13 protein-coding genes are annotated in these 21,212 nt (G+C 75.0%); 7 read left to right on the top strand and 6 right to left on the bottom strand.

Translation table 11 applies throughout. The features are described from left to right. The first annotated feature begins 118 nt into the window (after nucleotides 1–118). The 7 genes from ACLWS4_RS03105 to dpgD all read left to right on the top strand — a co-directional run bounded on the left by ACLWS4_RS03105 (nucleotide 119) and on the right by dpgD (nucleotide 10,215). Nucleotides 119–2,866 carry a helix-turn-helix transcriptional regulator gene (locus ACLWS4_RS03105; protein ID WP_388051541.1) on the top strand — a complete coding sequence of 916 codons (2,748 nt, stop codon included), beginning with the start codon at nucleotides 119–121 and terminating at the stop codon, nucleotides 2,864–2,866. 173 nt (nucleotides 2,867–3,039) lie between these two features. Further along, nucleotides 3,040–4,170 (top strand): 3,5-dihydroxyphenylacetyl-CoA synthase DpgA, encoded by a 1,131-nt coding sequence (gene dpgA / locus ACLWS4_RS03100; RefSeq protein WP_416873279.1) that lies wholly within the window; start codon nucleotides 3,040–3,042, stop codon nucleotides 4,168–4,170. A 47-nt stretch (nucleotides 4,171–4,217) separates the two neighbouring features. Next, nucleotides 4,218–4,928, top strand: coding sequence for an enoyl-CoA-hydratase DpgB (gene dpgB, locus ACLWS4_RS03095; RefSeq protein ID WP_049658312.1), 711 nt, complete (start codon nucleotides 4,218–4,220; stop codon nucleotides 4,926–4,928). An 85-nt stretch (nucleotides 4,929–5,013) separates the two neighbouring features. After that, nucleotides 5,014–6,234, top strand: a complete 1,221-nt coding sequence (gene dpgC, locus ACLWS4_RS03090; protein WP_387967011.1) for a (3,5-dihydroxyphenyl)acetyl-CoA 1,2-dioxygenase DpgC — start codon at nucleotides 5,014–5,016, stop codon at nucleotides 6,232–6,234. Further along, nucleotides 6,234–7,898 (top strand): thiamine pyrophosphate-binding protein, encoded by a 1,665-nt coding sequence (locus ACLWS4_RS03085; protein WP_387967009.1) that lies wholly within the window; start codon nucleotides 6,234–6,236, stop codon nucleotides 7,896–7,898. Before dpgC ends, ACLWS4_RS03085 begins: the two co-directional genes overlap by 1 nt. Before the next feature lie 77 nt (nucleotides 7,899–7,975). Then, nucleotides 7,976–9,415, top strand: coding sequence for a benzaldehyde dehydrogenase (locus ACLWS4_RS03080; RefSeq protein ID WP_416873278.1), 1,440 nt, complete (start codon nucleotides 7,976–7,978; stop codon nucleotides 9,413–9,415). Further along, entirely contained in the window at nucleotides 9,415–10,215 is an 801-nt protein-coding gene (gene dpgD / locus ACLWS4_RS03075; RefSeq protein ID WP_049652977.1) for an enoyl-CoA-hydratase DpgD, read from the top strand. Before ACLWS4_RS03080 ends, dpgD begins: the two co-directional genes overlap by 1 nt. 87 nt (nucleotides 10,216–10,302) lie before the next feature. Here dpgD and ACLWS4_RS03070 read toward each other — a convergent pair whose 3' ends face one another. The 6 genes from ACLWS4_RS03070 to ACLWS4_RS03045 form a co-directional block, all read right to left on the bottom strand. Further along, entirely contained in the window at nucleotides 10,303–11,262 is a 960-nt protein-coding gene (locus ACLWS4_RS03070; RefSeq protein ID WP_117490417.1) for a quinone oxidoreductase family protein, read from the bottom strand. Nucleotides 11,263–11,341: 79 nt separating this feature from the next. After that, on the bottom strand, nucleotides 11,342–11,998 hold the full coding sequence (locus ACLWS4_RS03065) for a CatB-related O-acetyltransferase (protein WP_074004757.1): 657 nt from the start codon (nucleotides 11,996–11,998) through the stop codon (nucleotides 11,342–11,344). Between the two features lie 19 nt (nucleotides 11,999–12,017). Next, on the bottom strand, nucleotides 12,018–13,523 hold the full coding sequence (locus ACLWS4_RS03060; RefSeq protein WP_416873277.1) for a class I SAM-dependent methyltransferase: 1,506 nt from the start codon (nucleotides 13,521–13,523) through the stop codon (nucleotides 12,018–12,020). Nucleotides 13,524–13,616: 93 nt separating this feature from the next. Then, on the bottom strand, nucleotides 13,617–14,612 hold the full coding sequence (locus tag ACLWS4_RS03055) for a quinone oxidoreductase family protein (protein ID WP_049652986.1): 996 nt from the start codon (nucleotides 14,610–14,612) through the stop codon (nucleotides 13,617–13,619). A 50-nt stretch (nucleotides 14,613–14,662) separates the two neighbouring features. Beyond that, complete coding sequence (locus tag ACLWS4_RS03050) at nucleotides 14,663–15,868, bottom strand: FAD-dependent oxidoreductase (RefSeq protein ID WP_117490421.1); 1,206 nt, start codon at nucleotides 15,866–15,868, stop codon at nucleotides 14,663–14,665. 46 nt (nucleotides 15,869–15,914) lie between these two features. Next, nucleotides 15,915–21,203 carry an SDR family NAD(P)-dependent oxidoreductase gene (locus ACLWS4_RS03045; protein WP_416873276.1) on the bottom strand — a complete coding sequence of 1,763 codons (5,289 nt, stop codon included), beginning with the start codon at nucleotides 21,201–21,203 and terminating at the stop codon, nucleotides 15,915–15,917. Nucleotides 21,204–21,212: the final 9 nt, after the last annotated feature.

Raw genomic sequence — 21,212 nt, 5'->3', positions numbered from 1 at the left:
CCACCGGGAGCCCCGGAGCAGCACCGAGCACCACCCAGCACCACCCGAGCACCGCTGAGTCCCACGCAGCCGGTTCCCCCACCCACACCGCACGTACGCACGAGAGAAAGTCTGAGCAATGATGCTGGTCGAACGCGATGAGCACCTGGCCTTCCTGGCCGGTCTGCTGACCGAGGCGGTCGGGGGCAGGGGACGGATCGCCGTGGTGAGCGGCCCGGCGGCCACCGGAACGAGCGCCCTGCTGGACGAGTTCGTCGAGCAGGCGGCCGGGGCGGGCGTCCTGCCGCTGACGGCGGTGGGGTCGGCCGCCGAGACCGGCCTGCCGCTCGGCGTGCTGGGCCAGCTGCTGCGCGGCGCCCCGGTGCCGGCCGAGCAGCGGGCCGCCGTCCGCGAACTGCTCGCGGCCGGCCCGGACCGGCGGGAGTCGGCCGCCCGGGAACTGAGCGCGCTGCTGCTCGACCTGGCCGAACGGCAGCCGCTCGCCCTGGTGGTGGACGACGTCCAGCACGCCGACCCGGACTCGCTGGCCTGCCTCTCCCACCTGACCCGCCGGCTCGGCCGCTCCCGGATCATGGCCGTCCTCGGCCGGACCGGCCGGGCTGCCCACCGCACCGCCGAGTTCCACCAGGAGCTGCTGCGCCGCCCCGGCTGCCACAGCCTGGTCCTGCCCCTGCTCACCCCCGACGGTGTGGAGCGGCTGGTCGCCGAGCGCCTGGGCCGGGAGGCCGCCGACCGGCTCGCCGCCGACTGCCACCGGATCAGCGGCGGCAACCCGCTGCTGCTCACCGCCCTGCTCGACGGGCAGCTCGCGGCGGTGCGGGCCGGCACCGCCGACGGCGGGCTGGCCGTCGCCGACGGCTACGGGCAGGCGGTGCGCGACCTGCTGCACCGGAGCGCCCCCGGGCTGCTCCCGCTCGTCCAGGCCCTCGCCGTGCTCGGCGCCCCGGACGGGGTCGGCCGGCTGCTCGGCGTGGACGGCGCGGAGGCGGCGCGCGGCCTGCGCGAGCTGGCGGACTGCGGCCTGCTGGCCCCCGACGGCTTCCGCCACCCGGCCGCCCGGGCCGCCGTGCTGCTCGACACCGGCTCCGAGCGCAGGGCCGAACTGCACGGCAGGGCCGCCGGACTGCTGCACGCGGGCGGGGGCGCCGCGGCCGCGACGGCCGAGCACCTGCTCGCCTCCGGGCGGGTCGAGGAGGCCTGGACCGTCCCCGTACTGGAGGAGGCCGCCACGCTGGCGCTGGCCGAGGGCCGGGTCGGCCAGGCCGTCGAGTACCTGCGGCTGGCCTGCCGGGTCTGCGCGGACGGGCCCCGGCTGGCCCGGATCAGGACGGCCCTGGTCCGTGCCGAGTGGCGGATCAACCCGGGCGCCCCGACCCCGCACCTCACCGAGCTCACCACCGCCCTGCACCGCGGCCACCTGCGCCCCAGCGACGGCCTGGTGCTCGCCAAGGCCCTGCTGTGGCACGGCCGTTTCGAGGAGGCCAGGGACGTGCTGTCCCGGCTCGGCCTGGAGAGCGGCCCGCACGACCCGGAGACCGCGGCCGAGCTGCGGACCACCCGGCCGTGGCTGCGCTGCTGGTACGCGCCGCTGCTGGCGCACGTGCCGTCCGCCGAGGAGGAACCGGACCCGCGCCCGGCGCCGTCCACCGCGGTCAGCTGGCGGCTGGAGGCGGCCACCGCGCTGGACTCGGTGCTCAGCCGCGGCCCGTCCGAGCAGGCGGTCGCCGAGGCCGAGCGGATCCTGCGCACCTCCCGGCTGGACGAGACGGGCATGGACACCGTCGAGTCGGCGCTGCTCGCGCTGACCTACGGCGACCGGGCCGACCGGGCCGCGCCCTGGTGCGACGGCCTGATCGCGGAGGCGGCCGCCCGCCAGTCCCCGGGGCGCCAGGCCCGGTTGGCGACCATCCGGGCCGAGATCGCCGTCCGGCAGGGCGACCTGCCCGGCGCCGAGCGGTACGCCCGGCAGGCGCTGGAGATCATCCCGGCGGGCAGCTGGGGGGTGGCGGTCGGCGGCGCGCTGGCCAGCCTGCTGACCGCGCTGACCGCGATGGGACGCCACGACGAGGCCGCCGACCAGCTCAACCTGCCCGTCCCGGAGGCGATGCTGCAGAGCCGCTACGGCCTCCACTACCTCCAGGCCCGCGGCCGGTACCAGCTGGCCACCGGCCACCTGAACGCCGCGCTCGGCGACTTCCTCGCCTGCGGCGAGCTGATGCGCCAGTGGGGGCTGGACGTGCCCGGCCTGGTCGCCTGGCGCGGCGAGGCCGCCGAGGCGATGCTCCAGCTGGGCGACCGTGACGGGGCCCGGCGCCTGCTGGAGGAGCAGCTCGCGATGGTCGACCAGTGCGCGCCGCGGGCGCGGGGCGTGGCGATGCGCCAGCTCGCCGCCACCGGCGACCTGCGCCAGCGCCCGGCCCTGCTGCGCAAGGCCGCGGACGTGCTCCAGGAGGCCGGCGACCGGTACGAACTGGCCCGGGCGCTCGCCGACCTGGCCAGGACCTACCACGACCTGGGCGAGCTGCGCCGGGCCAGGCTCACCGCCCGCCGCGCCTGGATGCTGGCCGAGGAGTGCCAGGCCCAGCCGCTCACCCGGCTGCTGGGCGTGGAGTTCGGCTGGAGCAGCGGCGGCGACCAGTCGGCCCGGGAGAGCGCCCCGGCGGTGTCCGACGCGGTGCTCAGCGACGCCGAGTGCCGGGTCGCCGAGCTGGCCGCGCACGGCTACACCAACCGGGAGATCGCCAAGCGGCTGTACGTGACGGTCAGCACCGTGGAGCAGCACCTGACCCGCGCCTACCGGAAGCTGCGGGTCAGCTCCCGGGTCGACCTGCCCACGGCGATGGGCGCGCTGACCCGGGCCGGCTGAGCCCCGGCCGAGCCCCCGGCGGGCCCCTGGTCGAGCCCCGGCGGGGCCGGGCAGGGGGCCCCGCCGGGACAGGGGGCCCTAAGGGGCGGACCGGGGTGTTCGAGCGGGTCCGCCCCTGCTGGAATGCGTCTGTCAGTCGTCCATGGCCGGAATTTTCCAGAAAGGGGGGCGACATGGCGCTGACCTTGTCAGAGAAGGACGTGCCACCGCTCGCGGAACAGGACGGGGCATTGCCCCGGATCATCGGCATCGCCACCGCGAACCCGCCGGACTCCTATGCGCAGAGCGATATCCTCGACATATTCGGGATAACCGACCAGCGCATTCGGTCGCTTTTCATGAACAGCGCGATCGACCGCCGTTTCCTCATTCTCCCGCCGGAGGGGCCGGACGGCGAACGCCGGATGGAGACCCAGGGCGAACTGCTCCGCAAGCACCGGGCGTCGGGCGTGGAGACGGGCGCGCGGGCGGTGCGCGAGTGCGTGGCCCGCACCGGCCTCGACCTCTCCGAGATCGGCTACATCTGCTGCGTCACCACCACCGGACTGCTCACCCCCGGGCTCTCCGCCCACCTGATCAAGGAACTGGGCCTCGATGTCCGGACCAGTCGGCTCGACGTGGTCGGCATGGGCTGCAACGCCGGTCTCAACGGCCTGACCGCGGTGGCCGGTTGGGCCGCCGCCAACCCCGGGCGGCCGGCCCTGATGGTCTGCGTCGAGACCTGCTCGGCGGCCTACGTCTTCGACGGCACCATGCGCACCGCGGTGGTCAACAGCCTGTTCGGCGACGGCGCCGCGGCGGTGATCCTGATGGCCGACCCGGACGGCCTGCTGGACCGCCCGGAGAGCGGCGTGCGGGCCGAGGGCCCGACCGTCCTCAAGTTCTCCAGCCGCATCATCCCCGAGGCCGTCGACGCGATGCGCTACGACTGGGACGACGACCAGGGCAAGTTCAGCTTCTTCCTGGACCGCGACGTGCCGTACGTGGTCGGCGCGCACGCCGAACTCGTCGTCGACAGGCTGCTGGAGGACACCGGCCTGCGGCGCAGCGACATCGCCCACTGGATCGTCCACTCCGGCGGCAAGAAGGTCATCGACTCGGTCCAGATCAACCTCGGACTGACCCGGCACGACGTCCGGCACACCACCGGGGTGCTGCGGGACTACGGGAACCTCTCCAGCGGCTCGTTCCTGTTCTCCTACGAGCGGCTGATGGCCGAGGGGCAGGTCCGGCCCGGCGACCTCGGGGTCTTCATGACGATGGGCCCCGGATCGACCATCGAGACGGCTCTCGTCCGGTACTGACCGGAATGCACCAGACACAGCCCGCACCTTCCGAAAGAGGAATTCCCATGTCCGTCAGCGAACTGCTTCCCGAACGCACCGGGTCGGCCGGGCGCCACGTCCTGATCGACTGCTCCGCGCCGCTGACCGAGCAGCTGATCGGCCAGGTCGTCGAGGTCTGCGACGAGCTGGAGGACGCCGACCGGGCGACCTTCGCCGTGCTGCACGTCGAGGGGACGGCCGGCGTCCGCGAGCAGGCCTGGCCCGGCGAGGTCGGCATCCACCTGGTCAACAAGTGGGAGCGCGCGCTGCGCCGCCTGGAGCGCGTCCCGGCCGGCGTCCTCGCCGTCGCGGCCGGCGAGTGCGCGGGCCCGGCGCTGGACCTGCTGCTGGCCGCCGACCACCGGATCGCCACGGCGGACACCCGGCTGAGCCCGGCGGTCACCGCCGGCCGGCTGTGGCCCGGCATGGCCGTCCACCGCCTGGTCCAGCAGCTGGGCGTCGCCCGCGCCCGCCGCCTGGTGCTGTTCGGCACCGAGGTCACCGCGGCGGAGGGGGCCGAGCTGGGCCTGTTCGACCGGGTCGTCGAGGACCGCGCGGGCGTCGCCGCCGCCGTCGAGAGCGCCGGCGCGCTGCTCGGCGGGCTGGTCGGCGGCGAGCTGGCGATCCGTCGCCGGCTGCTGCTGGACGCCACCACCACCAGCTTCGAGGAGTCGCTCGGCGCCCACCTGGCGGCCTGCGACCGGACGCTCCGCAACCAATCCGCCGACCGGGCCTGACCCGTCCGGCGCCCGACCGTCCCGCGCCCGGGCCGGCCGGCGCCCGACCCGACCCGTACCCGACCCACCGAGGGAAACAGCTGTCATGACCGTCCCAGTCTTCACCCTGGACACCGCGCGCAGCGTGGACACCGCCCCGGAGGCCAGGCTGTCCCGGCAGCGCTTCCTGCGGGAGCACGTCGCAGAGGTCTACGGTGCGCTCACCGAGGAGCGCACCGTCCACCTGCGACTGGACGAGCTGCTGCGCCGGGCCGGGGAACGCCACCCCGGCCTGGTGCCCGGCGAGGCGCAGCTGGCCGCCGAGCACGGGCTGCGGCAGGCCGACAAGGAGGGCCTGGAGATCGACCAGGGCATCTTCCTCCAGGCCGTCCTCGCCCACCCCGAGTGCGGCCGGCACCTGATCGACGCGATGCTGCGCCCCACCGAGCGGGCGCTGGCCCTGCTCCCGGAGTTCAGCCGCACCGGCAGCGCCGACCTCGGCGTGGTCCGGATCGAGCGCCGCGACGGCACCGCCCACGTGACCGTCCACAACGACCACTGCCTGAACGCCGAGACCAACGCCCATGTCGAGGACATGGAGACCGCGGTGGACCTCGTCCTGCTCGACCCGGCCACCGAGGTCGGCGTCCTGCGCGGCGGCGAGATGACCCACCGGCGCTACCTCGGCCGCCGGGTGTTCAGCGCCGGGATCAACCTCACCGAGCTGCACGAGGGCACCATCTCGTACGCGGACTTCCTGATGCGCCGCGAGATCGGCTACATCAGCAAGATCTACCGCGGCCTGCTGGTCGACGACGACCGCGCCTGGCCGCAGCGCACGCTGGAGAAGCCCTGGGTGGCCGCCGTGGACACCTTCGCGATCGGCGGCGGGGCGCAGCTGCTGATGGTCTTCGACCACGTGATCGCCGCCGCCGACAGCTACTTCAGCCTGCCGGCCGCCCAGGAGGGCATCGTCCCCGGCCTCGGCAACCTGCGCCTCACCCGGCTCGCCGGCGGCCGGGTCTCCCGCCAGGTCATCCTCGGCGGGCGCAAGATCTGGGCCCGCGAGCCCGACGCCGCCGCGCTGTTCGACGAGGTGGTCGAGCCCAAGGCCATGGACGCGGCCGTGGAGGCCGCCGCCGCCCGGCTGGCCAGCCCCGCGGTGGTCGCCAACCGGCACATGCTCCACCACGCCGAGGAGCCCGTCGAGACCTTCCGCCACTACCTCGCCGAGTTCGCCCTCCAGCAGGCCCTGCGGCTGTACGGGCTGGACGTGATCGCCAAGGTCGGCGCGTCCTGGACCCGCCGCCCCGCGAAGGACGCCTGATGCGCCCGGTCGAGGCGATGCTGGAGATCCTCCGGGCCGAGGGCGTCACCACCGTCTTCGGCAACCCCGGCACCAGCGAACTGCCCTTCACCGACGCGCTCAGCGCGGCCGGGGACATCGACTACGTGCTCGGCGCCCACGAGGGCTCGGTGGTCGCCATGGCGGACGGCTACGCCCGGGCCACCGGCCGCACCGCCTTCGTCAGCCTGCACATCGCGGCCGGCCTCGCCAACGGCCTGGTCGGGCTGCTCAACGCCAGCCGCTCGCGCACCCCGATGGTGGTCACCGCGGGCCAGCAGGACCGCCGCCACCTGGCCTGCGACCCGATGCTCTCGGGCGACCTGATCGGCCTGGCCTCCGCGGCGGTCAAGCAGACCTTCGACGTCCAGCACGCCCACGACCTGCCGCTGATGCTCACCCGGGCCTTCGCCGCCGCCCGGCGCGCCCCCGCCGGGCCGGTGTTCCTGTCCATCCCGATGGACCTGCTCACCGAGGACGTCGACGTCGAGGTGCCCGGCCGCTCCACCCTCGCCCCGCAGGGCCCGGCCACCGAACTCGCCGCCGCCGCCGGGCTGCTGGCCGCCGCCGAGCGCCCCGCCCTGGTGGCCGGGGACGCCGTCGGCCGCGACGGCGCGGTGGCCGAACTGACCGCGCTCGCCGAGGCGCTCGGCGCGGTGACGTACCACCAGCCGATGAACGACAACCTGGACTTCCCCACCTCGCACCCGCTGTACGGCGGCATGCTGGGCGCCACCCACGCCGCGATCCGGGAGACCCTGGCGGCCCACGACACCGTCCTGATCGTCGGCACCCACGCCTTCATGGCCCACCACTACACCCCCGGCTCGCCGATCCCGGAGACCACCACCGTCCTCCAACTGGACGCCGACGCCGCCGAACTGGGCCGCAACTTCGGCGTCCGACTGGGCCTGCACGGCGCGCTGCGGCCCTCCCTGGCCGCCCTCGCGGAGCAGCTCGCCGGACGCGTCCCGCGGGCCGCCGAGCGGACCGCCGCCGCCGGCCGGCGGGCGGCGGCCGGGTGGGCCGCCACCGACCGCGCCGCGCTCGCCGCGTACGGACCGGGCCCGCTCGACCCGCTGGCCGCCGCCCACGCCGTGGCCGCCGGACTGCCCGAGGACGCCGTGGTGGTCGAGGAGGCCATCACCACCGGCCTGCGGCTGCGCCAGGTGCTCCGCCAGGACCGCCCGGGCTCGTACCTGCACACCGTCGGCGGCGGCCTCGGCCACGGCATCGGCGCCGCCGTCGGCCGCCGGATGGGCGACGACAGCCGCCCGGTGGTCGCCGTGCTCGGCGACGGCTGCGCGATGTTCGGCCTCCAGGGCCTGTGGGCGGCCGGCCACTACCGCGTCCCGGTGACCTTCGTGGTGATGAACAACGGCGAGTACCGCACCCTCAAGGAGACCCTGGACACCTGGGACAGCCGCTCCACCCGGGGCGGGCGCTACCTCGGCCTGGACCTGGCCTTCGGCCCGGACAGCGGGCGCCACCGGCTGGACTTCCGGGCCGCCGCCGAGTTCTTCGGCATCGAGGCCGTCCGGGTCTCCCACCCCGCCGAACTCACCGAGATCGTCGCCAAGTCGGCGTCCGCGACCGCGCCGCTCCTGGTCGACGTGCCCATCACCGGGCACACCCCGCCTCGTTGAACCGGGGGCGTGCCCGACGGACACGCCCCGGTACGCCGTTCGTCGGGGCCGAACCACTGACAAGGGAGGTGGCCGCGATGAGCGGTCTCATTCAGCTGGACGCCGGGCTCGACCCGGCACTCTCCGGTGGCGAGCTCCAGGTACGGGAGCCCGCCACCGGGCGCCCGATCGCCGTGGTCTCGCTGGCGGCGGCCGCGGACGTGGACCCCGCCGTGGCCGCCGCCGCGCAGGCCCAGCCCGGCTGGGCGGCGACCCCGCCGACCGGGCGCGCCGCCGTCATGCGCCGCGCCGCCGCCGTGCTGGAGCGCCACCGCCAGGAGATCGTCGACCTGCTGGTCCGCGAGGGCGGATCGGTGCGCGGCAAGGCCGACTTCGAGGTCGGCGCCGTCCTGGACGAGCTGTGGTCCGCCGCCGCGCTGCCCACCCGCCCCAACGGCCACCTGCTGGCCTCCGAGCCGGGCCGGGAGAGCTTCGCCCGCCGGGTGCCGCTCGGGGTGGTCGGCGTGATCAGCCCCTGGAACGTGCCGCTGGTGCTGGCGATGCGCGCGGTCGCCCCCGCGCTGGCCCTCGGCAACGCCGTGGTGGTCAAGCCCGACGTGCACACCCCGGTCTCCGGCGGCCGGGTGATCACCCGGCTCTTCGAGGAGGCGGGCCTGCCCGCCGGGCTGCTCCAGGTGCTGCCCGGCGACGCCGAGGTCGGCGAGGCCCTGGTCCGCCACCCCGAGGTGCCGATGATCGCCTTCACCGGCTCCAGCGAGGTCGGGGCCAGGATCGGCGCGGTCGCCGGCGGCATGCTCAAGCGCGTCTCGCTCGAACTCGGCGGCAACAACGCCCTGATCGTCCTCGACGACGCCGACCTCGACGCCGCGGCCTCGTCCGGGGCCTGGGGCTCCTTCTTCCACCAGGGCCAGATCTGCATGGCCGCCGGGCGCCACCTGGTGCACCGCGCCGTCGCCGACCGGTACCTGGAGCTGCTCGCCGACCGCGCCCGCAAGCTGCGCCTCGGCGACCCGTTCCGCGAGGAGGTCGACCTCGGCCCGGTCATCGGCGAGCGGCAGCTCGACCGGGTCGAGCGGATCGTCCGCGAGTCGGTGGCGGCCGGCGCCGTGGTGCTGGCCGGCGGCGCCCGGCGCGGCCCGTTCTTCGAGCCGACCGTGCTGGCCGGCGTCACCCCCGACATGCCCGCCTTCACCGAGGAGGTGTTCGGGCCGGTCGCCCCGGTCACCGTGGTCGCCGACGACGACGAGGCCGTCGAACTGGCCAACCGGACCGCGTACGGGCTCACCGCCGCCGTCCAGACCGGCTCGGTGCGGCGCGGCCGGGCGATCGCCGACCGGCTGCGCACCGGCATGGTCCACGTCAACGACCAGACCATCAACGACGAGGCCCACGTGCCGCACGGCGGCCGCGGCGCCTCCGGCAACGGCACCCGGCACGGCTCCGAGCACAGCTGGGACGAGTACACCCAGTGGCAGTGGCTGACCGTCCGCGAGACCCCGGCGAGGTACCCGTTCTGATGGCCGAGCCGACACGGGTGCGGTACGAGAGGAAGGGCCGGGTCGGGTACGTCACCCTCGACCGGCCCGAGGTGCTGAACGCGATGGACCTGCGCATGCACGAGGAGCTGTGCGGGATCTGGGACGAGGTCGAGGCCGACCCCGAGGTCTGGGTGGTGGTGCTGGCCGGCGCCGGGGACCGGGCCTTCTCGGTCGGCCAGGACCTCAAGGAGCTGGCCGAACGGGTCAGGGCCGGCACCGCCACCTCCACCTTCGGCAGCCGGGGCAAGCCGGGCTACCCCCGGCTCACCGAGCGGTTCGCGCTCTCCAAGCCGGTCGTCGCCCGGGTCCAGGGCTTCGCCATGGGCGGCGGCTTCGAGCTGGCGCTGGCCTGCGACATCATCGTCGCCGCCGAGGACGCCGTCTTCGCGCTGCCCGAGGCGAAGCTCGGCCTGATCGCCGGCGCCGGCGGGGTGTTCCGGCTGGCCCAGCAGCTGCCCTACCGGGCCGCGCTGGGCCACCTGATGACGGGCCGCCGGCTGAGCGCCCGGCGCGCGCTGGAGTACGGGCTGGTCAACGACGTGGTGCCGGCCGGGGAGCTGGACGACTGCGTGGACGGCTGGGTGCGCGACATCCTGCGCTGCGCCCCGCTGTCCGTCCGCGCGGTCAAGGAGGCGGCGGCCAAGGCCCTCACCACGCCGCTGGAGCAGTCCTTCGCCACCCGCTACGTCTGGGAGGAGCGCCGGATGCACAGCCGGGACGCCGAGGAGGGCCCGCTGGCCTTCCTGGAGAAGCGCGAACCGGAGTGGACCGGCACCTGACGCGACAGTGACGGCAACGACGAGGCCGCCGCCGGGAATCCGGCGGCGGCCTCGGTCGTCGTGCGGTGACCGCGTCGACTGCGGCGACTACGGGACGATGACCAGGCGCTTGTGCCCGGTGTCCTCGGCCTGCCAGGCCTGCTCGATCTCCGCCAGCGGCACGGCCCGGGTGTCGATCCGGATCTCACCGGCGGCGGCGCCCGCCATCAGGCGGTTGAACATGTCCAGGAACGCCTGCGGCGGCGGGAAGCCGCCGCCCACGATGGTCAGGCCCGCGCTGCGGATCGTGCCGGCCGACAGTTCGATGGTGGCGCCCGCCGACTCGCCGATCTGCACCAGCCGGGGGCCGGAGCTCTTCAGGTGGAAGTCCTTGCGGGTCATCGCGGTCAGCAGCGCCTCGGTCGGCTTGCCCCACAGGTAGTCCAGGATCACGTCGTACCCGGTGTCGCCGGCCGCGGCGGCGAAGGCCTCGGCCATCTCCTCCTGGGTGCCGTTCAGCGGGACGGTGGCGTCCGCGCCGTACTCGCCCAGGGTGTCCAGGACCTCCTGGTTGCGGCCGGCGGCGACGACCCGTCCGGCGCCCAGGTGCTTGGCGATCTGGATGGCGAGCTTGCCGGCGGCGCCGGTGGCGCCCAGCACCAGGACGGTCTCGCCGGGCTGCAGCTTGGCGGCGTGCTCCAGCGGTATCCACGAGGAGAGTGCCGGGTTGGGCAGCGCGGCGGCGGTGAGGTCGTCCACGCCGTCCGGCACCGGCCAGGTGAACGGGGCGCGGGCGACGGTCAGTTGCGCCATCGAGCCGTACGGCTTGCGGGCCCCGCCGAAGAACACCCGGCTGCCGTCCTCCAGCCGGCCGACGCCGTCCAGGCCGACCACCGCGGGCAGGTTGTCGGAGCTGGCGAAGTGGCCGCCGCCGGCCACCGCCTTGGTGGAGGGGTTGAGCGCGGCCGCCAGGACCTGGACGAGCACCTCGCCCTCGCCCGCGGTCGGCTCGGGGAACCGCTCGAAGCGGGGCGGCTTGCCGAGCGTGTGGAGGACTGCGGCGTCCATGGTGCTACTCCATTCACAGGTGATCGGGCCGAACGTACGCCGGTCCCCGGCCGAGGGCGGCCGGGGACCGGGGAAAACATCAGTTGATCAGACCGGCTTCCTTGGCCGCCAGTTCGAGCTCGGCGGGGGATCCGGTGAAGATGGTGCGGACGTGCTCGGTGACGGCCTCGACCGGCCAGTCCCACCAGGCGATCCGGGCGAGCCGGTCGATGTCCGCGTCCTCGAAGCGCTTCTTGATCAGCTTGCCGGGGTTGCCGCCGACCACGCCGTAGGCCGGCACGTCGGAGGTGACCACGGCCCGGGTGCCGATGATCGCGCCGTCGCCGATCGTCACGCCCGGCATGATCACGGCCTCCCGGCCGATCCACACGTCGTTGCCGATGACGGTGTCGCCGCGGCTGGCGACGGTAGCCAGCGCGTCCACCGTCCGCGCGGTCCAGTCCCCGCCGAACATGAAGAACGGGTAGGTGGTGGAGCCGATCATCGGGTGGTTGGCGGCCGGCATGATGAACTGGGTGCCGGTGCCGATGGCGCAGTACTTGCCGATCACCAGCTTCTCGGGCCCGAAGTTGTAGAGCACGTTCCGGGTCTCGAACGCCGCCGGGTCGTCGATGTCGGCGTAGTAGGTGAATTCCCCCACCTCGATCAGCGGCGAGCTGATCAGGTTCTTCAGGAACACCACCTTGTTGTCCATTCCCGGAAGGTACGTCTGGGAAGGGTCGGGGCTGACGGGCATGGCCTCTCCTCGTGCGGGACTATGCCTTGACGGCGGTGACGAACAGGAAGTTTCCGGGGCCGGACAGGTCGCGCACGGTCATCCCGGCGTCGGCCAGCCAGCCGGTGAGCTGCTCCGGGTCGAAGGAGCCGCGGTGCGCCTGGCGCTCCAGCCGGCTCTGGAACTGTCGGTAGAGCGGGTCGGCGGCCTGACGGAAGGTCATGACCGTGAAGGTGCCGCCCGGGCGCAGACAGCGGCCGACCTCGCGGATCGCCCGCTCCGGGTCGGGGATGGCCTGCAGCGCGTTCCAGCAGTTCACCCCGCCCAGCGAGGCGTCCTCGAACGGCAGCTCCAGGGCGCTGCCGCGGACGGTGAGGACCCGGTCCAGCTTGGCCCGCAGCTGGGCCAGCATCTCGGCGGAGAGGTCCAGCGCGATCACCCGCTCCTCGCCGAGCGAACGGGCCAGCACCCTGGTCCAGCGGCCGGCGCCGGCCGCCAGGTCGAGCACCGGGCCGTCGACCGGCCGGACGTGCTCGCTGAGGTAGGCGTCCTCGTCGTCGAGCGACACCCAGCCGCCCCAGTTGGCGCCCATGATCCGGACGAACCCGGCCCGCAGGCCGCGCTCGTACCGGCCGGCCAGCAGCGGGTCGCTCGGGCCGGACGGCTGGTCGTGGAAGTCCAACAGCCCGTCCACCGACGGGAATACGGCCTCGCAGCCGGTGCAGACGGCGGCCTCGGCGCCGCCGGTCAGCGGCTGCCGGCAGCGCGGGCAGCGGACGGCCCGGGCGTGGCCCCGCAGGACGTCCGCGGCCGGGGACGGCTGGGCGGTCCGCTCCTCCTCGGGGGCGGGCACCACGAACGGGGACACCGTGGCGCCGTGCTCGCAGGCCCAGGCCGCCTTGGCGCCGGAGTAGGCCAGCAGCGCCCGGGTCTCGGTCGCCCACAGCTCGGCGGTGCGCTCGGCGGGCAGGCCGAGCCACCGGTCGAGCGCGGGGGCGGTGGCCCGCTCCTGCTCGGTCAGGCCCCAGACGGCGGGGGAGGGGAAGACCCGGCCGAGGTTCCACCGGGTCGCGGCGTCCGCGGTCTCCCAGGGCTGGAGGCAGCGGGCCAGCCGGGACAGGTCGTCCCGGTCCACCCCGGTGCCGGGGACGGCGGCGAGGATCCGCGCGCCGTCCTCGGGGAAGTGGCCCAGCAGGAAGAACAGGGCGGCGCCGCGACCGGCGTCCGTCCCGCCGTCCGACAGCAGCCGGAGGTAGCGGTCCAGGCCGGCCCGGACGGCCTCGTGGGCGGGGAAGCCGCCGTCCGGGCCGGCGGCCTCGGCCAGCAGCCCGAGCAGCAGGGCGAGCCTGGCCTGGTGTGCGGGCGGGACGGTGTCCAGCGCGTCCAGCAGGGCCGGAATTCCGGCGAGCGCGTCCGGGCGGAGGGAACCGTCCGCCTGGAATTCCGCGGCGAGCCGGCGGAATACGCCGTCGATTTCGGCGGGGGTCGAGCCGGTGAATTCGTCGATCGTGGCGCGCGCGACCGAAATCGCGCTCGTGTCACTCATGGTGCGGAGCCTACCCGTCCCGGTCTGCGAGGCAGATCCGAATATGGTGCGAGAAGCGTGTTCTGAGGGGAATTCAGGGGGTGTAGGGGGGTGTTAGGGGATGAGCAGGACGCGGCCGCTGGTGCGGCGCTCCTCGACGGCGGCGTGCGCCTCGGCGGCCTGGCCGAGCGGGAAGCGGGAGTCGATCCGGACGGTCAGCTTCCCCTCGCGCATCCACTGGAAGCAGCGCTCCAGGAAGTTCAGCGGCGGCCAGGACTCGTCGAAGAAGTGCGGCAGGCAGAAGCGGGTGACGAACAGCGAGCCCTTGTCGTTCAGCGTCATCAGGTCCAGCGGCGGGACGAAGCCGCTCGCCTGGCCGAAGTTGATCAGGTAGCCGCGCGGGGCCAGGCTGTCGAGGTTCGCCTCGAAGGTGTCCTTGCCGACCGCGTCGTAGACCACCCGGACGCCCTCGCCGCCGGTGATCCGCTTGACCTCGGCGGCCACGTCCTCGGTGCCGCCGGAGACGATCACCGCCTCGGCGCCGGCCTCCTTGGCGACGACGGCCTTCTCCTCGGCGGAGACCACGCCGATGACCCGCGCGCCGCGCATCCGGGCGAACTGGGTGATCAGCGTGCCCACGCCGCCGGCCGCCGACTGCACCAGGGCCCAGTCGCCCTCGGCCAGCGGGTACGCCTCGTGGGTCAGCTTGTACGCGAGCAGGCCCTGCACCGGCAGGCCGGCCGCCTCGCCGAGGTCGATGTCCTCCGGCACCGGGATCAACTGCGCGGCGGGGGCGATGACATGGCTCGCGTACGAGCCGGCCGCCAGGGCCCAGGCGACCCGGTCGCCGACCCGCACGCCGGTCACGTCCGGGCCGAGCGCCTCGACGTAGCCGGAGCCCTGGTAGCCGGGCTCCAGCGGGAGCGCGGCGTCGGCCCGGTAGTAGTCGCGCTTGGCGAGGTCGCCGCGCCGGTTGAGGATGTCGAAGAAGGTGACGGCCGCGGCGTGGGTGCGCAGCAGCACCTGGCCCGGGCCGGGCTCGGGCAGTTCGAGGTCCTCCAGCTCCAGCACCTCGGGGCCGCCGTAGGCGTGCTGACGGATGATCTTCATGGCGGGTGTCACTCTCTCTGGGAACGGGTGGCGTTTGAGTTGACGGATCGTCAGCGCGGCTTGGCGTTGAGGTAGTTGCTGAAGGCCTTGATCTGGAAGCGCTGGAACCCGGTGAAGGAGATGCCGTCCTTGGAGCGCTTGAAGAGGCCGGGCACCGACTGGCCCTGCTTCCCGGTCGCCGCGGCGTAGTGGTAGAGCATCTTGACCCGGCGGCGGCGGATCTTCTCGTAGCGGCGCAGCAGTTCGGCGGGGGAGCCCTGGCCGGAGAGCGCCCGCCCGATCACCCAGGCGTCCTCCAGTGCCTGGTTGGCGCCCATGCCGGTGCGCGGCGGGACGGCGTGCACCGAGTCGCCGAGCAGCGTCACCGGGCCGCGCCCCCACACCTTGGGGACCTGGTGCAGGATGTGCGGGAAGACCTGGACGTCCTCGTCGCTGATCGACTCCAGCAGCTCGGGCAGCGGGGAGGAGAAGCCGGCGAACCGGGCCCGCAGGTTGGCCACCGCGGACTGCGGCCGGCCGTCGGCGCCGAGCGGGCCGGTGCCGTCGGGGGAGCCGGGCGCGCCGGGCGGGACCGCGTCGCCGTCCGCCCACGGCGTCTCGAAGGCCCAGTAGAGCATGGACTCGCCGAGCGGGTGCATCACGCACAGGCCGTGCTCGCCGGCCATGGTCTGCACCCGGTTGCTGTTGGTCAGCTCCACCGGCAGCGGGGTGGTGCCGTGCCAGGTCGCCCAGCCGGTGTGCTCGGCCGGCGAGAAGCCGAAGAGGTGCTTGCGGACGAAGGAGCGGTGGCCGTCCGCGCCGATCAGCACGTCGGCCTCGATCCGCCGGCCGTCCTCGAAGGTGATCGCGACCGGCCCGTCCGTCCCCGGCGCGGGCTCGTCGATGGCGGTGGCGCGGGCGCCGAACCGCAGCACGCCCGGCGGCAGCGCGGCGGCCAGCACCTCGACCAGCTCGCTGCGGCGGATCACCTTGTTCGGCGAGCCGAAGTCGCGCGCGATCCGGTCGAGGTCGACCTTGACCAGCGGCTGGCCGGTCTCCGAGGTGATGTCCACCCGGTCGAGGCGGTGGCCGAGGTCGGTGTGGTCGATGCCCAGCTGGGTCAGGATGCCCGTGGCGTTCGGCCACAGGATCACCCCGTAGCCGCCCTTGCGGAGCTCGTCCGCCTGCTCGTAGAGCTCGACCTGGTGGCCGGAGCGGGTGAGCGCCAGGGCGGAGGCGACGCCGCCGAGCCCTGCACCGATGATGACGATCTTCATGAGCTGTCTCCTGAGGAGGTTCGAACGGTGGATCAGCGGCCGGCCGTCAGAGAGGTCTGAGGGCGGGCTCGACGGCGTCGGCCAGCCACGCCAGCACGGTGCGCGCGGTGGTGTCGGAGTGGTCCTCCAGGACCGAGAAGTGGTCGCCGGGGGTGTCCAGGGCGGTGTGCGGGAGCGACCAGACGGCCTGCCAGCCGGCCGACTCCCGGATCTCCTCGGTCCACGGGTCGGCCGCCCGCACCAGCAGGGTCGGTACGGCGATCCGCTCCGGGCGCCAGCCGGCGAAGAGCCGGTGGTACGCGCCCATCGCGGCCAGCCGGGTGTCGTCGGCGAGCGCGAAGGCCGACTCCCGGTCCTTCATCGCGGCGGACATCGACGGCTCCAGCAGCGGCAGTTGGTCGTAGTCCGGGTCGTAGCTGTCGACCAGGGCCAGCCCGGCCGGGCCCGTCCCGAGCCGCTCCAGCCGGGCGGCGACCGCGTGCGCGATCCAGCCGCCGGCCGAGCGGCCGACCAGGACGAACGGCCGGCCGCCGGTGTGCCGGAGCACCGACCCGGCGTGCAGGCCGGCCAGCGCGTCCAGGTCGGCGGGCGGCAGCTCGCCGGCCAGGAAGCCCGGCTGGGGCAGCACCAGGACCTCGCGGCGGCCGCGGCAGGCGGCGGCGAACCGGGCGTACTCGTGCGGGCCGGATACCGGGCCGAAGGACGGCAGGCAGACCAGCACCGGGCCGTCCGGGCTCTGCGCCAGCCGGACCGGCTCGGCGGCCGGGGCCTCCTCGGCGGTCCGGAACGAGGGCCGGCAGCCGGCCGCGGCCTTGAGCAGGTCGAGCGCGGCCATCGAGGAACCCTGCTCGCAGGCCTGCCAGTAGAGCGTCGCCAGCGGGCCGTCCGGCTCGGCGCTGTCCGTGGTGGCACCCGTGGCGGCGTCCGCCGCGGCGGCCCGGCCGTCGGCGTCGGCCCGCTCCGCGAGGCGCTCGCGCAGGTGGGCGGCGAGCAGGGCCGGGGAGGGCTGGTCGTAGATCAGGCTGGTGGCCAGCCGGAGCCCGGTGGCCGCGCCCAGCTGGTTGCGCAGCGCCAGCGCCGTCAGCGAGTCGAAGCCGAGCTCGAGGAACCGCCGCCCCGGGTCGACCTGTTCGGGCCCCGCGTGGCCGAGCACCCCGGCCACCGCGCCGCGCACCAGGTCGAGCAGGATCCGCTCCCGGTCCACCTCCCCGGCGTCCGCCAGCCGCCCGGCCAGCCGCTCGGCGGCGGACGGGCCCGCGGTGTCCTCGGGGAACTCCCCGGCCGGCTCCTGGCGCCGGGCCGGCGCACCGGCCGCCAGATCGCGCAGCAGTGCGGGCAGCGGCCCGGGAGCGGCCCGGCGGCGGATGGCGGGCAGGTCCAGGCGGGCGGTCACCAGGGTGGCGTCCCCGGCCGCCAGCGCGGCGTCGAACAGGGCCAGGCCCTCGGCGGAGGAGAGCGGGGCCACCCCGCCGCGGACCATTCGGGACAGCTCCGCCTCGGCCAGCCCGCCGGTCATGCCGCTGGGCTGCGCCCACAGGCCCCAGGCGAGCGACTGCGCGGGCAGGCCCCGGGAGCAGCGGCGCTCGGCGAGCGCGTCGAGGAAGGCGTTGGCCGCGCCGTAGCTGGTCTGGCCGGCGCTGCCGAGGGTGGCGGCGGCGGAGGAGAACAGCACGAAGGCGGCGAGGTCGTGGCCGGCCGTCAGGTCGTGCAGGTGGACGGCGGCGTCGACCTTCGGGCGGAGCACGGTGTCCACCCGGTCGGGGGTGAGCGAGTCCAGGATGCCGTCGTCGAGGACGCCGGCGGTGTGGATGACGGCGGTGAGGGGGTGGTCGGTGGGGATGTCGGCGAGCAGGGCTGAGAGTTGGTGGCGGTCGGCGGTGTCGCAGGCGGTGACGGTGACGGTGGCGCCGAGTTCGGTGAGTTCGGTGGTGAGGTCGGCGGCGCCGGGGGCGTCGGGGCCGCTGCGGCTGGTGAGCAGCAGGTGGCGGGCGCCGTGGTCGGTGACGAGGTGGCGGGCGAGCAGGGTGCCGAGGGTGCCGGTGCCGCCGGTGACCAGCACCGTCCCGGCCGGGTCGATCGGGCGGGCCGGCTCGTGGGGGACGGGCAGCAGGCGGGCCGCGTGCGGAACGCCGTCGCGGATCACCAGCTGGGGCTCGTCGGTGGCCAGGGCGGCGGGGATCGCCGCGGCGGAGGCGGCGGAGTCGTCCAGGTCGAGCAGGGCGAACTGGCCCGGGTACTCCGCCTGGGCGGAGCGGACCAGCCCCCACACCGGGGCCAGGGCGAGGTCGTCCAGGCCGGGGCCGGCGGCGCGGCGGGTGGCCAGGACGAGGCGGGAGGCGGCCAGCCGGGGTTCGGCGAGCCAGGCGCGGAGCAGGTCGAGGGTCCCGTTGACGGCGGCGCGGACGGCCGTCGGCAGCCCGGCGTCCGGTCCCGCCGCGGCGGGCAGGTGGTAGAGGACGGTGGCGGGGACGGCCTCGGCGGCGGCGAGGGCGGCCAGGTCGGCGTACGGGACCAGCCCGTCGGTGGAGCCGGGCCCGGCGTCGAGGACGGCGATCGGGCCGTCCGGGCGGCCGGTGCGGGCGCCCCCGACGGGCCGCCAGACCGTCCGGAACAGGGCGCCGGCCGAGGCGTCCTCGCGGGGCCCCTCCAGCCAGTAGCGGCCGCGCTGGAAGGGGTAGGTGGGCAGGTCGACCCGGCGGGCCCCGGCGAGGGCGGGGGAGAAGTCGACCGGGACGCCCCGGACGTGCAGCCGGGCGGCGGAGGCCAGGAAGGCGGTCGGGCCGCTGTGGTCGCGGCGGAGCGTGCCGCAGGTGACGGTGGGGGCGGCCGTCTCGTCCAGGGTCTCCTGGAGTCCGGGGGTGAGGACGGGGTGGGGGCTGATCTCGACGAAGGTGGTGAAGCCCTCGGCGAGCAGGGTGCGGACGGCCTCCTCCAGCCGGACGGTCCGGCGCAGGTTGCGGTACCAGTAGGCGGCGTCCATCGTCGTGGTGTCCAGCCACCGGTTGTCGACGGTGGAGTGGAAGGGGATGTCGGCGCCGCGCGGGGTGACGGGGGCGAGCAGGGTGAGCAGGTCGTCCTGGATCCGCTCGACGTGGGCGGAGTGGGAGGCGTAGTCGACGGGGATGCGGCGGGCGCGGATGCCGTCGGTGGTGAGGCGTTCGACGAGTTCGTCGAGGGCGTCGGCGTCTCCGGCGACGACGGTGGAGCTGGGGCCGTTGACGGCGGCGACGGAGATGCGGTCCTGCCAGGGGGTGAGGTCGATGTCCTGGGCGGGTTGGGCGACGGAGACCATGCCGCCGTTTCCGGCGATGGCGGTGATGGCCTGGGAGCGGAGGGCGACGGTGCGGGCGCCGTCCTGGAGGGTGAGGGCGCCGGCGACGGTGGCGGCGGCGATCTCGCCCTGGGAGTGGCCGATGACGGCGTCGGGGTGGATTCCGTACGCCTGCCAGAGGGCGGCGAGGGAGACCATGACGGCCCAGAGGGCGGGCTGGACGACGTCGACCCGGTCGTAGCCGGGTGCGCCGTCGGCGCCACGGAGGACGTCGATGAGGTTCCAGACGGTGAACTCGGCCAGGGCGTCGGCACATTCGGTGATCCGGGCGGCGAACACCGGCTCGGTGTCCAGGAGTTCGACGGCCATCCCGACCCACTGGGAGCCCTGCCCGGGGAACACGAACACCGTCCGGCCGGTCACGTCCGCCGTGCCGGCTACCACGGCGGCCGGGTCCTGCCCGGCGGCGTAGGCGGCGAGCGCGGCCCGGTCGGCGCCGACCACCACCGCGCGGTGGGGGAAGGCGGAGCGGCCGGTGGCCAGCGAGTGGGCGACGTCGACGGCCGCGAGCGCGGGGTTGGTGTCCAGGTGCTCGGCGAGGCGCCCGGCCTGGGCCCGTACGGCGGCCTCGGTGCGGCCGGCCAGCAGCCACGGGGCGCCGGTGCCGGCCGCCGGGGCCTGCCCCACGGCGGGCTGCTCGGTGGGCTGCTCCTCCGGGGCCTGCTCGACGATGACGTGGGCGTTGGTGCCGCTGATCCCGAAGGAGGAGACGCCGGCCCGGCGCGGGCGGCCGGTCTCCGGCCACTCCCGCTGCTCGGTGAGCAGCTCCACCGCGCCCGCCGACCAGTCCACGTGCGAGGACGGCCGGTCCACGTGCAGGGTCCGGGGCAGGACGCCGTGCCGCAGCGCCAGCACCGTCTTGATCACCCCGGCCACCCCGGCCGCGCTCTGGGTGTGGCCGATGTTGGACTTCACCGACCCCAGCAGCAGCGGGAGTTCACGCTCCTGGCCGTAGGCGGAGAGTAGTGCCTGGGCCTCGATCGGGTCGCCCAGGGTGGTGCCGGTGCCGTGCGCCTCGACGGCGTCCACGTCGGCGGCGGTGAGGCCGGCGGAGAGCAGGGCCTGGCGGATCACCCGCTCCTGCGCCGGGCCGTTGGGCGCGGTCAGGCCGTTGGAGGCGCCGTCCTGGTTGACGGCGCTGCCGCGCAGCACCGCGAGCACCGGGTGCCCGTTGCGGCGGGCGTCGGAGAGCCGCTCCAGCAGCAGCATGCCGACGCCCTCGGAGAACCCGGTGCCGTCCGCCGCGTCCGCGAAGGCCTTGCACCGGCCGTCCGCCGCCAGGCCCTTCTGCCGGGTGAACTCCACGAACAGTCCGGGCGTGGACATCACCGCGACGCCGCCCGCCAGGGCCAGGTCGCAGCCCCGGCGGCGCAGCTCCTGGACCGCCAGGTGGATCGTCACCAGCGAGGAGGAGCAGGCGGTGTCCACGGTGACGGCCGGGCCCTCCAGGCCCAGCGCGTACGAGACCCGGCCGGTGGCGACGCTGCCCGCGCTGCCGTTGCCCAGGTAGGCGGCGACCTCGTCGGGCACCTCGTCCAGCCGGGCGGCGTAGTCGTGGTACATCACGCCGGCGAACACGCCGGTCCGGCTGCCGCGCAGGGTGAGCGGGTCGATGCCGGACCGCTCGACGGCCTCCCAGGAGGTCTCCAGCAGCAGTCGCTGCTGCGGGTCCATGGCGAGGGCCTCGCGCGGGCCGATGCCGAAGAAGCCGGGGTCGAACTCGGCGGCGTCGTAGAGGAACCCGCCCTGGGCGGTGGCGCTCTGCTCGCCGAGGTCCCAGCCGCGGTCGGCGGGGAACGGCCCGATGCCGTCGCCGCCCTCGGTGAGCAGCCGCCAGAAGTCCTCGGGCGTGCGCACCCCGCCGGGCAGCCGGCAGGCCATGCCGGTGATGGCGATCGGCTCGTCGGCGATCGCCGACAGCCGCTCGTTCTGCTTCCTGAGCCGCTCGTTGTCCTTGATCGAGGCGCGCAGCGCCTCGACGATCCGCTCCGGCGGGGTAGTCATGCTGTCCTC

It is taken from the genome of Kitasatospora sp. SC0581, assembly GCF_048159585.1.
Lineage (GTDB): Bacteria > Actinomycetota > Actinomycetes > Streptomycetales > Streptomycetaceae > Kitasatospora.
Note: the sequence above shows the minus strand (reverse complement) of the source record. Positions and strands in the feature narration are given on the sequence as shown.